Raw genomic sequence first — 12696 nt, forward strand, 5'->3', positions numbered from 1 at the left:
CCGGCACTCCCAGGTTGCGGACTGTTCGCGGTGAGCGGACAGCACGCGGATGGCGGAATCCGAGTGCCCGCCCGCACGTTGGGCTTGACGTAAAGGTGCAGGGCAACCTGATGATGGGAGCACCCGGAAGACGCCACGTCCGGGTGCGGAAAAGACCGCGAAGAGCCGTAGTGGTACGCCAGCGCGACCGCCTGGCTACTAGAGTGGTCTCACGGTGCTGAATCCATCGCGGTGAAAGCACGATGGACAACGGGCCGCCGGCGCAGCAGTCGAGGGAGTGCACATGTTTGAGAGGTTCACCGACCGCGCGAGGCGGGTGGTTGTGCTGGCTCAAGAAGAAGCCAGGATGCTCAACCACAACTACATCGGCACCGAGCACATCCTCCTGGGTCTGATCCACGAGGGTGAGGGTGTCGCCGCCAAGGCGCTGGAGTCGCTGGGCATCGCCCTGGAGGGCGTGCGCCAGCAGGTCGAAGAGATCATCGGCCAGGGCCAGCAGGCGCCGAGCGGGCACATCCCGTTCACGCCGCGGGCGAAGAAGGTGCTGGAGCTGTCGCTGCGCGAAGCGCTGCAGCTCGGCCACAACTACATCGGCACCGAGCACATCCTGCTGGGCCTGATCCGCGAGGGCGAGGGCGTGGCCGCGCAGGTCCTGGTCAAGCTGGGAGCGGACCTCAACCGGGTCCGTCAGCAGGTGCTGCAGCTGCTCTCGGGCTACCAGGGCAAGGAGTCCACCGAAACCGGTTCCGGCGGCCGTGGTGAGGGCACCCCGTCGTCGTCGCTGGTGCTGGACCAGTTCGGCCGCAACATGACCGTGCTCGCCCGCGAGGGCAAGCTCGACCCGGTCATCGGGCGCGGCAAGGAGATCGAGCGGGTCATGCAGGTCCTGTCCCGCCGGACCAAGAACAACCCGGTGCTCATCGGCGAGCCCGGCGTCGGCAAGACCGCCGTCGTCGAGGGCCTCGCGCAGAGCATCGTCAAGGGCGAGGTGCCCGAGACGCTCAAGGACAAGCAGCTCTACACGCTGGACCTGGGCTCCCTGGTCGCCGGCTCCCGCTACCGCGGTGACTTCGAAGAGCGCCTGAAGAAGGTGCTCAAGGAGATCAAGACCCGCGGCGACATCATCCTGTTCATCGACGAGCTGCACACGCTGGTCGGGGCGGGCGCCGCCGAGGGCGCGATCGACGCGGCTTCGATCCTGAAGCCGATGCTCGCCCGCGGTGAGCTGCAGACGATCGGCGCGACCACCCTCGAGGAGTACCGCAAGTACATCGAGAAGGACGCGGCCCTCGAGCGCCGGTTCCAGCCGATCCAGGTCGGCGAGCCGTCGCTGGAGCACACGATCGAGATCCTCAAGGGCCTGCGCGACCGGTACGAGGCGCACCACCGCGTCTCGATCACCGACTCGGCGCTGGTCGCCGCCGCGACCCTGGCGGACCGGTACATCAACGACCGGTTCCTCCCGGACAAGGCGATCGACCTGATCGACGAGGCCGGCGCCCGGATGCGCATCCGCCGGATGACCGCGCCGCCGGACCTGCGCGAGTTCGACGAGAAGATCGCGAACGTCCGCCGCGACAAGGAGTCCGCGATCGACGCGCAGGACTTCGAGCGGGCCGCCCGCCTGCGTGACGAGGAGAAGACCCTCCTCGGCCAGAAGGGCGAGCGGGAGAAGCAGTGGAAGGACGGCGACCTCGACGTCGTCGCCGAGGTCGACGACGAGCAGATCGCGGAGGTGCTGGCCAACTGGACCGGCATCCCGGTGTTCAAGCTGACCGAGGAGGAGACCACCCGGCTGCTGCGCATGGAGGACGAGCTCCACAAGCGCATCATCGGCCAGGAGGACGCGGTCAAGGCCGTCTCGCAGGCGATCCGCCGTACGCGTGCCGGTCTGAAGGACCCGAAGCGGCCGTCGGGCTCGTTCATCTTCGCCGGCCCGTCCGGTGTCGGTAAGACCGAGCTGTCGAAGGCGCTGGCGGCGTTCCTGTTCGGCGAGGACGACGCGCTCATCCAGATCGACATGGGTGAGTTCCACGACCGGTACACCGCTTCGCGGCTCTTCGGTGCCCCTCCGGGCTACGTCGGCTACGAAGAGGGCGGCCAGCTGACGGAGAAGGTGCGTCGCAAGCCGTTCTCGGTGGTCCTGTTCGACGAGATCGAGAAGGCGCACCAGGAGATCTACAACACGCTCCTGCAGGTGCTGGAAGACGGCCGCCTGACCGACGGTCAGGGTCGCACGGTCGACTTCAAGAACACGGTCCTCATCTTCACGTCCAACCTGGGCACGTCGGACATCTCGAAGTCCGTCTCGCTCGGCTTCGCCGGTGCCAACGACACCACGAACCGGTACGAGAAGATGAAGCAAAAGGTCAACGAGGAAATGAAGAAGCATTTCCGCCCGGAGTTCCTGAACCGGATCGATGACATCATCGTGTTCCACCAGCTCACGCAGGACCAGATCATCCAGATGGTCGACCTGATGATCGGGCGCGTGGAGAAGCAGCTCAAGGCCAAGGACATGGAGCTGGAGCTCACGGCGAAGGCCAAGTCCCTGCTGGCCAAGCGCGGCTTCGACCCGGTGCTCGGCGCGCGGCCGCTGCGCCGCACGATCCAGCGCGAGATCGAGGACCAGCTGTCGGAGAAGATCCTCTTCGGCGAGGTCGAGGCCGGCCAGATCATCCTGGTCGACGTCGAAGGCTGGAGCGGCAACCCCGAGGACAAGGACGACCAGGCGAAGTTCACCTTCCGCGGTGAGCGCAAGCCCTCGTCGGTCCCGGACGCCCCGCCGGTCAGCATCGGCGCCGGTCACGAGGAGAACGGCGGCGAAGCCGAAGGCGAGTGATCGCCTGAGTGGTTCGTAGGAAGGGCGGTTCCCCCGAGTGGGGAGCCGCCCTTCTTGTGTCGTGAAGACCCGGTTTCGGCGGACCGGCATCCGCGGGGACGAGCGAGATCAGGATCCTCTTCGCCTTCGACCCGGTACGGCGAGCGCTGCTTCTGGTCGCCGGGGACAAGTCCGGCAGCTGGCGAGGCTGGTGCGACCTGAGCATCCCGATCTCGGAGCCGCGGTTCCGCGAGCACCCGACGCTCGTACGGCCGCGCGAGAGGCCATGCAGGGGTACGTGCTCAGCTTTCGGCTGGGCCCAGCTCCGGGGAGGACTCCGGCATCAGCCAGACCGAGCTCACACCCAACTCCGGCGCCGCAGCAGGGCTCACAGCGACGTTTGTGCCTGACCAAGGCCACATCGGGGCGCATGAGACGATGCCCGAGGGCCTTGGGAGGGGATACCGCGTGGACGTGCTGGCGATCGACTTCGGGACTTCCAGCACCGTCGGGGTGCTCTCCGGCGCCGGGCGGGCGCCCCGGGCCGTCGACGTCGATGGCTCCGTCACCCTCTCCTCCGCCGTCTTCCTCAACGATGACGGCCTCCTCGTAGTCGGACGGGACGCCGAGCAGCGGGCGCGGCTTGATCCCAGCCGGTTCGAGGCGAGTCCCAAACGGCGGATCGACGAGGGCGTGCTCCAGCTCGGCGACACCGCCGTTCCCATCACCGACGCCTTCGCCGCCGTCCTGCGGCGGATGGGTGAAGAGGCCGGGCGGCAGCTGGGGCGGCCGGCCGCGCAGACGCGGATTTCGCACCCCGCCGGCTGGGACGCCGCCCGGCAGGACGTGCTCCGGGCCGCTGCCGCGAAGGCCGGGCTCGATGATGTCCGGCTGGTTCCCGAGCCGGTTGCCGCGGCCGCTCACTACGCGAGTCTCGGCAACCGCGACTCCGGGCCCATCGGGGTTTACGACCTCGGCGCCGGCACCTTCGACTGCGCCGTGGTCGGGGTCAACCGGCTGGGGTTCGCCGTGCTCGCCGAGGACGGCCTGGCCGATCTCGGCAGCCTCGACATCGACCAGGCGCTGCTCGTCCACATCGGACGCTCGGTCTCGCACGCCGATCCCGCGCAGTGGCAACGGCTTCTGCGTCCGCAGTCCACCGCCGACCGCCGCAGCCGACGGGCGCTGCTGCAGGACGTCCGTGACGCCAAGGAAAGCCTCTCCCGCCACGCGCGGACCCACGTGCCGATGCCCGAGCCGTTCGGGGACGTCCTCGTCACCCGTGACGAGCTGGAAGCGCTCGTGCGGCCCAGCCTGCTGCGCAGCGCCGAGCTGCTCGGCGCGACGATCGGCCGCGCCGGGCTGAACCCCGCGCAGCTGGCCGGGGTCTACCTCGTCGGCGGGCCGAGCCGGATGCCGTTGCTGGCCGCGCTGCTCGGCCGTCAGCTCGGGGTCGCGCCGACCACGCAGAACCAGCCCGAGACGGCCGTCGCGTTCGGGCTGCACCACGTGCCGCTCGGCGGCAGCGACCTCACCGTGCCCGCCTTCGCGCCGGTCCGCCCGCCCGTGACCCCGCCGTGGCAGCGGCAGGCGGTCCGGCCGCCGCGGCCGTGGTGACCGTCAGTCCACAGCAGACACTCACCACGCCGGGTCGAACCGCGGTCCCTTGCGGTACCACTCGTCGTCGGGCTCCGGCCCGGCCGGTGGCGGGGTGGGCGGCGTCTCCGCCGACCGGTCCATCAGGACACGCTCGTCGTCAGGCAAGGGCGAAGGCGACGAAGGTGGCGCGGGTGAAGGAGCAGGCGCCGGCTCGTACTGCATCCGCCACCGCAGCCGGTCCATCAGGTACCCGGTCGTGCCCAGCGGCGCCAGCAGCTGCCCGGTCTGCTTCGCCGACTCCCGCTGCGCCTCGACGTACGTCCGCAGCACGGCGTCGGCGATCTGCGCGGGCGACATCTCGGAGACGGCCTCGGACAGCCGGAGCCCGGTCAGGACGCCGTCGGTGTTGACCGCGAGCGAAACGGCGCCGTCGTCGGACGTCGCCGTCGCCGACAGCGCGGCCAGCTCGCTCAGCAGGGACTCGCGGTCGGGACGCTCAGCCATCCAGCCTCCCGAGGTGCGTCGCGCCGCTCGAGACTTCGCCGTCGCGGCCGATGTCGACGTTCGCGTCGCGGACGTTCTTCTCGGTCTGGCGGGAGGTGTGGTCGGTCTCGAAGTTGTCCGGGTCGAAGCTCGAGCCCGGGCTGACGTCCGGCGACTCGGGGATCTTCGGCAGGTCGACGGCTTCGTCGCCGATGCGGTTCGCCAAGGTGGTGGCGGCTTCGCCGGCGCCGTCGCGGATCTTGCCCGCGCTGTCGCAGAAGCTCTGGTACAGCTCGAAAGCGTTCTCGCCGGTGATCTCCGCCTGGTTCGCGACCATCGCGCTGATCGCGCCACCGGCGGCGTTCCCGGCGACCAGGGCGCCGTTGGCGGCGGTGAAGATCGCGGCGCCCGCCGGGGCGGCGACGCCGGCGCTGGCCACGGTGAGCAGCCCGGCGACCGCGCCGGCGAACGTCGCCGCCAGCACCTTCGACATGGCGGCTTCGCGCTTGCGGGACTGGTCTTCCTGGTACTTCTTCGCGGTCTCCAGGAACGTCGTGCCGAGGTTGCTCAGGTCCTGCCGGGCGGACGCGATGGCCTCGCGCGCGGCGACGACGTCGCTCTCCAGCACGGTGATCTTGGTTTCCACCTCGGTGAACGCGTCCGCGAGCTGGTTCAGGTACGCCTTGACGGCGTTGGCCGCGGACCCGCGCCACACGTCGAGGAACTGCCGGGCGTCGTCCAGCTTCGGCTTCGAATCGCGCTGCAGCTGCTTCCAGACGGCGTCGTGCTTCATGATCAGGTTCTGCAGGCCGGTGGCCGACTCGTGGTCGATGTCGGCGTCGGAGAACTCGCGGTAGACGCCGGCGACCTCGTCCTGCATCTTCTTGAAGCCGGCTTCGTCGGTGCCGATGCCGAAGACCCAGTCGGTGTACTTGAGGATCTGCAGGGCGTCGAGCGCGTCGTTCGCGCCGTCGACCAGGTCCGCGGACACCCCTTCGAGCAGCTCGGGCCGACGGTCGTCCCCGCTGCCGGACATCGGCTGGGCGTCGAGCCCGGAGTCGAAGTAGCCGTCCACGTCAGTTCCCTTCCAGGCCCGCGGCGGCGCGGTTGACGCGCTGCTTGGAGTCGGCGTCGGCCTTCTCGTACAGCTCCGCGACCCGCATCAGCGCGTGGCTGGTGTCGGTGGTGGTCTCGTGCAGCTGCGCGACCAGCTTCTGGATCTTCGCCAGGTGGTCGTTGTAGGCCTTCGCGACGGCCGGCATGCCGAGCGTGCGGCCGAAGGCGTTGTCCACGGGGAACATGCCGCCCAGGCCGCCGAAGAGGCCGCCGCCGTCGGACGAGACGGGGACGTCGGTGCCACGCAGGCCGTTCGACGCGGTTTCCGCGGCGCCGGCGGCGTCCTGGAGGGCTCCGGACATGTAAACACCGTTCGCTCGCCCGCCAGGGTGAATTGACAACGGTGTGCTTCAGATCACGAGGGCACCGGCGTACCGCCGAACGGGGGAATGGCGTACCTGCCTGGGACGGTCGGCGCTCTTACCTGCATGACCACCACCACGAAGCCCCGCGCGCCGTCCGTGCGGCGCCAGCTGCGCGAGGCGAAACGCTTCTCCTGGACGGGTTTCGGCGTCACGGTCGCCGCGTCGCTGCTCGGCACGCTCGTCCCGGCCGCGATCGGCGCCGGCCCGACCGCGACGCTGGCTTCGACGCTCGTGACGACGGTCCTCGCGGCCGGCGGGTTCACGGCCAGGGACGGCATGGCCCACGGAATCAAGGCGATCGCGATCGTGCTGCTCGCCGCGGGCGCGCTGGTGCTGACGGTGACCGGCGTGACGGTGCTCGACCTCGTGCGCGGCGGCCCGGCGACGTTCCCGGTGGGCCCGGCCCCGACGCCCGCGGTGATCGTGCCGGAGTCGGTGCCGTGCGGGACGACGCCGGTGCACACGACGACGACCTGCACGGTGGCCGTCCGCAGTGTCGGCTCGAGTGACCTGCGGGTGACCGGGGTCGAGCTGGACAGCACGGACTTCGCGGTGGACGCGAGCGCGTGCGTCGGCCACGACGTGGTCCCGGGCCGCCGGTGCACGCTGGTCGTGAGCTTCACCCCCGACTGGAGCGGCGACCGCGTCGCGGACCTGACGATCCACCACAACGTCCCGGGCCCGGCGGCGTTCGTGGAGCTCACCGGCCGCGGTGGCTAGTGCTCCGCGCCCCCGGTGACGACGATGTCCTCCGTGGTCTTCAGCGCCGTGTCCGCCAGGACCTCCAGCGCGTCGGCGATCCGGTCCACCCCCAGCGACGGTGAGGCTTTACCAGCCGCCGCCACCTGCTCCGGGCTGAACGGGACGTGCACAAATCCGCCGCGTACGTCCGGCAGGTCCGCGAGCAGGTGCATCAAGCCGTAGAAGACCTGGTTGCACACGTACGTCCCGGCCGTGTGGGACACCGCCGCGGGCACGCCCGCCGCGCGGATCGCCGCCACGCACGCCTTCACCGGCAACGTCGTGAAGTACGCGGCCGGCCCGCCGGAGACCACCGGGACGTCGACCGGCTGCGCCCCCGCGTTGTCCGGGATGCGCGCGTCGACCAGGTTGACCGCGACGCGCTCCGGCGTCACCTCGAAGCGCCCGCCCGCCTGGCCGACGCAGATCACGAGCGACGGCCGGTGGTCCGCCACCGCACGCCGAAGCGCCGGCAGTGACGCTTCGAACTCACACGGCAGCTCGACCGCCGCGACGTCGTCCCGGCGTGCGCCGAGCCGCGAAACCGCCTGCCACGACGGGTTCACCGACTCGCCGCCGAACGGCGCGAACCCCGTCATCAGCACCTTGGCCATGCACCCTCCCCAACGCCGTGAAGGCCACCTCGGGAAACCTTACCGAGGTGGCCTTCACGAACCACGGGATCAAGCGGCGGGCTTCAGCCCACCCGGGAAGAGGTACTGGTCGGCGGGCTTGCCGGCGCCGTACACCCACGCGTCGAAGAACCCCTGCAGGTTCCGGTGCGCGACGCTTTCGGTGTACCGCTGGAAGTCCTGCATGCTCGCGTTCCCGCCGCGGTGCAGCGACGGCCAGGTCTTCAGCACCCGGTCGAACGCGGCCTGCCCGACGTAGTTGCGCAGCGCGTGCAGCATCATCGGGCCCTTCGAGTACACGTACGTGAACTCGTTGCCGGCGCCCATGTCGTACAGCTTGCCGTTCCAGAACGCCGTCGACGCCTTCTTGACGTCGTCCGCGTACTGCTTGTTCAGGTCGACGCCCTCCTTCGCTTCGTCCCAGAGCCACGTCGCGTACGACGCGAAGCACTCGTTCATGCAGACGTCGCGCCAGTGCTCGACCGCGACCGAGTCGCCGTACCACTGGTGGGCGTTCTCGTGGACGATCGTCGGGACCGTGCCCGCCCAGCCCGCGGAGTAGATCGGCCGGCTCATCGTCTCCAGCGAGAAGCCGATCTGCTCGTTGAGGAAGATGCCGCCCGCCGCGTCGATCGGGTACTTGCCGAACTTCGACTCGAGGAAGTCGAGGATCTCCGGCAGCCGCGCCTCGGCCTGCTTGGTCGAGTCGGGGACGCCCGGGGCGAACGCGCTGACGATCGGGGTGCCGTCCTTGCGCTTCTGGCGGTCGAAGGTCCACTTGTCGATCGCGACCGTCGTCATGTAGGGCACGATCGGCGTTTCCTCGGCCCACACGTGCGTGGTGCCGCCGCCCGGCGCCTTGACCGACGGCTTCTCGCGGCCGTTGGCGATCACGCCCCACTCGTCGGGCACGGTGATCGCGAGGTGGAAGGTCGCCTTGTCGAGCGGGGTGTCGTTGACCGGGTACCAGGTCGTGGCCGACTTCGGCTCGCCCGCGGCGAACGCGCCGCCCGCCTTGGCGTACTGCCAGCCGTTGTTGCCGAGCGACGGGTCCTCGATCGGCGCGGGCACGCCGTGGTAGGCGATCTTGGCCTCGAAGCGCTCGCCGCGCCGCAGCGGCCGCGACGGCGTGATCACGAGCTCGTGGTCGCCGGTGCGGCTGAACTTCGCGCCGCGGCCGTCGATCTTCACCGAGTCGACGGTCAGGCCGCGCAGGTCGAGGTTGAAGGAGCTGAGCGCCTGCGTCGCCCGCGCGGAGATGTCCTGCACCCCGGTGAGCTGGTGCGACGCGGGGTCGTAGCCGACCTTCAGGTTGTAGTCGGCGACGTCGTAACCGCCGTTGCCGTCCTGCGGGTAGTAGCTGTCGCCCGCGCCGTCGCTGCCGGGCTTCGGCGCGCCCCAGCCGTCGTTGCCGGCGGCGGCCATGCCGGCGCCGAGGCAAAGGCTGGTGACAACGGCGGCCGCCAGCACGACCGGTTTCTGTCCCCTCATGAACGCTCCTGTCCGATCTGGGGTGGACCTCGCTGGGCAACGTATCCCCAGTCCTGCATGATTTCCCGGGTGCCGTCGGGTTTGTCCGGATAATCACCACTTCCGTCGGCCCGGCGGGGCAGTTCCGCACCGGCCCTCAGGCCGGGTCTGGAAAGCTGGTCCCATGCGCGTTGCGCTGCTGGGCCCGCTGCGAGCGGCGGAAGACGACGGCACGCCGATCGACATCGGCGGCGCCCGCCTCCGCATGCTCCTGGCCAGGCTCGCGCTGGACGCCGGGCGCGCCGTCCCGGCCGACACCCTGGTCGACGGCCTCTGGGGCGCCGACCCGCCCGCGGACGCCGCCAACGCCCTCCAGTCGCTGGTCTCGCGGCTGCGGAAGGCGCTGCCGGTGGCGGTCGGCTCCGGCCCGGGTGGGTACCGGCTCGCCGTGGCGCCCGGCGACGTCGACGCCGAGCGGTTCGAACGGCTGGCCGCCGACGGCCGCCGTGAGCTGACCGCGGGCCACGACGCCCACGCAGCCGAGCTGCTCGGCGAGGCCCTCGCGCTCTGGCAGGGCGCCGCGCTCGCCGACGTCCTCGACGCGCCGTTCGCCCAGGCGCCCGCCCGGCGGCTCACCGACCTGCGCGCCGAAGCGGCCGAAGACCGGTTCGAGGCGCTGATCCGGCTCGGCGAGCACGCGGAGGTCCTGCCCGACCTGTCCGCGGCGGCGGACGCCGACCCGCTGCGCGAGCGGCTCGCGGGCCTGCGGATCCGCGCGCTGTGCGCGGCCGGGCGGCAGTCGGAGGCGCTGGCCGTCTACGCCGGGATCCGCCGCACGCTGGCCGACCAGCTGGGGGTCGACCCGTCGGCCGAGCTGCAGGAGGTCCACGTCGCCGCGCTGCGCGGCGAGTTCGCGCCGCCGCCCCCGGTGGCCGACCGGCTGCCGACCCGGCTGACCACGTTCGTCGGCCGCGACGACGAGCTCAAGCTGCTGGCCGAGCTGCTCGGCGGCGCCCGGCTGGTCACCCTGACCGGGCCGGGCGGCGCGGGCAAGACCCGGCTGTCGACCGAAGCGGCGTCGCGGCACCCGGCGCATGCGCGCGGCCGGGTGTGGTTCGTGCCGCTGGCCGGTGTGCGCGACCCCGGTGACGTCGGCGGCGCCCTGCTCGCCGCGCTCGAGGTGCGCGACATCCGCAGCGCCGAAACCGAGGTGCGGCGGCGACCGGACCTGCTCGGCCACGCCGTCGAGGTGCTGGCCGGCGGGGAGGCGCTGCTGGTGCTGGACAACTGCGAGCACGTGATCGACGCGGCCGCGGCGCTCGCCGACGAGCTGCTGGGCCGGGTGCCCGGGCTGCGGATCCTCGCGACCAGCCGCGAGCCGCTGGCCATCACCGGCGAGGCGTTGTGCCCGCTCGGGCCGCTGCCCGTGCCCGCCGAACGCGCGGCCCCCGCCGAAGCCGCCGAGCTGGACTCGACGCGGCTGTTCCTCGACCGGGCGAGCGCGGTCCGCCCGGACTTCGTGCTCGACGAGTCCACTGTGGACGACGTCGGCCAGATCTGCCGCCGGCTCGACGGGATGCCGCTCGCCCTGGAGCTGGCCGCCGCCCGGCTGCGTTCGATGACACCGGCCCAGATCGCCGCGCGGCTCGACGACCGGTTCCGCCTGCTGACCTCGGGCAGCCGCACGGCGTTGCCGCGCCAGCGCACCCTGCGCGCGGTGGTCGAGTGGAGCTGGGACCTGCTCACCGAGCCGGAGCTGGTGCTCGCGCGACGGCTCGCCGTGTTCCCCAGCAGCGTGCCGATGGACGCCGTCGAGCGGGTCTGCGCGGACGAGCTGCTGCCGGTCGCCGACGTCCCGTACGTGCTCGGCACGCTCGTCGAGAAGTCCATTGTGGACACCGTGAACCGCGCCGGGGAACCGCGCTACCGGATGCTGGAGACGTTGCGGGCCTACGCCGGCGAGCGGCTCGCGGAGTCCGGCGAGCGGGACGCGTTCCAGCGCGTGATGGCCGGGTACTACGTCGACCTGGCCGAACGCGCGGAACCGCTGCTGCGCACCGGCGGCCAGCTGGCCTCGATCGACCTCTACGAGGCCGAGTCGGTCAACCTCACCGGCGCCCTGCGCGTGGCCATCGAGATGTCCGATGTGGACACTTCGGTGCGGTTGCTCAACGGGATGTTCTGGTACTACACGATTCTCGGGCAGGGTGAGCGGGCCGAGGAGTTCATCGACGCCGTGCTCGGGTTCGGCGACCGGCTGCCGCCGGACGTCCTGGCCGCCTACCGCGCGATCTCGCGGCTGTTCCACCAGGCGCCGTCCCGGCTCCCGCTCGACGGCGTCCGCGAGCTGGTCGACGAGTGCGTCCGCACCGGCGCGGTGGGGAAGTACCCGGGACTGGCCGTGGCGCTGCCGATGCTGGCGTTCCTCGGCGGCGACCGTGACCTGGCGATGCGCGAGGTGCGCCGCGCGCAGGCCGACGACGACATCTGGACGCGTTCGGGCGGGTACTGGGTCGAAAGCTTCCTGCTCGACGACACCGGGGACGTCGAGAGCGCGGACCGGGCCCGGGACCGGGCGCACGCCGGTTTTGTCGAGGTCGGCGACCGCTGGGGCACGGCGATGACGTTGAGCTTCAAGGCGAACGCGCTGTCGCAGTCCGGCCAGGGCGAGCGCGCGATCGAGGTCTACCAGCAGGGGCTGGCGCTGTCGATGGAGCTGCGCTCGCACGAGGACATCGTCCAGCACTGGTGGCGCCTGGCCGTCGAACGCGCGCGCCTCGGGGACCTCGAGGGCGCGTGGCGCGACCAGGAGGCCGCCGAGCGGTACGGGCAGGGGTTCGAAAACCCGCAGCTGCGGGCGATCCTGCTGTTCGGCCGGATCGAGCTGTGCCTGCGCGGCGGGCGGCCGGCCGAAGCGCGCGAGGCGCTCGGCAAGCTCGGGTCGCTGGCGTGGGACGCCGCGTTCCCCGAGGGCATGGGCGTGGAGTGGGTCAGCGCGTTCGAAGGGCGGCTCGCGCTGGCCGAGAACCGGCCCGACGTGGCCGAGGCCCACGTGGTCAAGGCGATCGTCGCGACCCGCGACCGCGGGGACATGCCGGACCTCGCCGGGGCCGTGGAGCTGCTGGCGCTGGTGCGCGGGCAGCAGGGCCGGGCGGAAGAGGCGGCCCGCGTCCTGGGCACGTCGGCGCTGATCCGCGGCCGGTTCGACCTCGGCAGCCCGGAGGTGCGCGAGCTGATCGGCCGGCTGCGCGCGGAGCTTTCCGACGCCCGGTACGAGGAGCTGGTCGCCGAAGCGCGGGCGATGTCCAAAGAGGACGCCATCGCGGCGGTGCACGCTGAGGCCCCTCCCGCGGTGGGGGGGGGGGGGGGGGGGGGGGGGGGGGGGGGGGGGGGGGGGGGGGGGGGGGGGGGAGGAGGAGGGAGGCCCGCGCGGACGCGGCCGCACGCCCGAACCCACACGGCCCACCAA

Annotated in this window: 8 protein-coding genes and 1 pseudogene; 4 read left to right on the forward strand and 5 right to left on the reverse strand. The window is 71.5% G+C overall.

What is annotated here, in order from left to right:
* The first annotated feature begins 283 nt into the window (after positions 1 to 283).
* Together ACZ61C_RS00685 and ACZ61C_RS00690 are read left to right on the forward strand one after the other, a co-directional pair.
* The gene (locus ACZ61C_RS00685; RefSeq protein WP_465301341.1) at positions 284 to 2842 is read left to right on the forward strand and encodes an ATP-dependent Clp protease ATP-binding subunit; all 2559 of its coding nucleotides are present in this window, start codon (positions 284 to 286) and stop codon (positions 2840 to 2842) included.
* Positions 2843 to 3289: 447 nt separating this feature from the next.
* Positions 3290 to 4429 (forward strand): annotated as a pseudogene (locus ACZ61C_RS00690) (Hsp70 family protein); the annotation flags it as partial.
* A gap of 30 nt (positions 4430 to 4459) precedes the next feature.
* Here ACZ61C_RS00690 and ACZ61C_RS00695 read toward each other — a convergent pair.
* From ACZ61C_RS00695 to ACZ61C_RS00705, 3 genes are read right to left on the reverse strand one after another with little or no spacing between them, the layout of a single operon-like run.
* On the reverse strand, positions 4460 to 4924 hold the full coding sequence (locus ACZ61C_RS00695) for a YbaB/EbfC family nucleoid-associated protein (protein ID WP_465301343.1): 465 nt from the start codon (positions 4922 to 4924) through the stop codon (positions 4460 to 4462).
* Positions 4917 to 5978 (reverse strand): hypothetical protein, encoded by a 1062-nt coding sequence (locus tag ACZ61C_RS00700; protein ID WP_465301345.1) that lies wholly within the window; start codon positions 5976 to 5978, stop codon positions 4917 to 4919. The genes ACZ61C_RS00695 and ACZ61C_RS00700 overlap by 8 nt, the downstream gene beginning before the upstream one ends.
* Before the next feature lies 1 nt (position 5979).
* Entirely contained in the window at positions 5980 to 6321 is a 342-nt protein-coding gene (locus ACZ61C_RS00705; protein ID WP_465301347.1) for a hypothetical protein, read from the reverse strand.
* 126 nt (positions 6322 to 6447) lie between these two features.
* On the opposite strand from ACZ61C_RS00705, the gene ACZ61C_RS00710 reads away from it, so the two are divergent.
* Positions 6448 to 7104, forward strand: coding sequence for an Ig-like domain-containing protein (locus tag ACZ61C_RS00710; RefSeq protein ID WP_465301349.1), 657 nt, complete (start codon positions 6448 to 6450; stop codon positions 7102 to 7104).
* Here the strand turns inward: ACZ61C_RS00710 and pcp are convergent.
* Together pcp and ACZ61C_RS00720 are read right to left on the reverse strand one after the other, a co-directional pair.
* A complete protein-coding gene (pcp, locus tag ACZ61C_RS00715) occupies positions 7101 to 7739 on the reverse strand; it encodes a pyroglutamyl-peptidase I (protein WP_465301351.1) in 639 nt (212 codons plus the stop codon). The genes ACZ61C_RS00710 and pcp overlap by 4 nt on opposite strands.
* A 69-nt stretch (positions 7740 to 7808) precedes the next feature.
* Positions 7809 to 9248, reverse strand: coding sequence for a M1 family metallopeptidase (locus tag ACZ61C_RS00720; RefSeq protein WP_465301353.1), 1440 nt, complete (start codon positions 9246 to 9248; stop codon positions 7809 to 7811).
* Between the two features lie 163 nt (positions 9249 to 9411).
* Between ACZ61C_RS00720 and ACZ61C_RS00725 the strand changes: the two genes are divergently transcribed.
* On the forward strand, positions 9412 to 12696 hold a 3285-nt coding region (locus ACZ61C_RS00725; protein ID WP_465301355.1), incomplete at its 3' end, for an ATP-binding protein.

Source organism: Amycolatopsis sp. NPDC104587 (assembly GCF_055583645.1).

What these genes read in the sequence shown, in the direction of transcription:
- ACZ61C_RS00695 (WP_465301343.1), bottom strand. Translation starts at nt 4,924, where the DNA reads ATGGCTGAGCGTCCCGACCGCGAGTCCCTGCTGAGCGAGCTGGCCGCG.
- ACZ61C_RS00720 (WP_465301353.1), bottom strand. Translation starts at nt 9,248, where the DNA reads ATGAGGGGACAGAAACCGGTCGTGCTGGCGGCCGCCGTTGTCACCAGC.
- ACZ61C_RS00705 (WP_465301347.1), bottom strand. Translation starts at nt 6,321, where the DNA reads ATGTCCGGAGCCCTCCAGGACGCCGCCGGCGCCGCGGAAACCGCGTCG.
- ACZ61C_RS00685 (WP_465301341.1), top strand. Translation starts at nt 284, where the DNA reads ATGTTTGAGAGGTTCACCGACCGCGCGAGGCGGGTGGTTGTGCTGGCT.
- pcp (WP_465301351.1), bottom strand. Translation starts at nt 7,739, where the DNA reads ATGGCCAAGGTGCTGATGACGGGGTTCGCGCCGTTCGGCGGCGAGTCG.
- ACZ61C_RS00710 (WP_465301349.1), top strand. Translation starts at nt 6,448, where the DNA reads ATGACCACCACCACGAAGCCCCGCGCGCCGTCCGTGCGGCGCCAGCTG.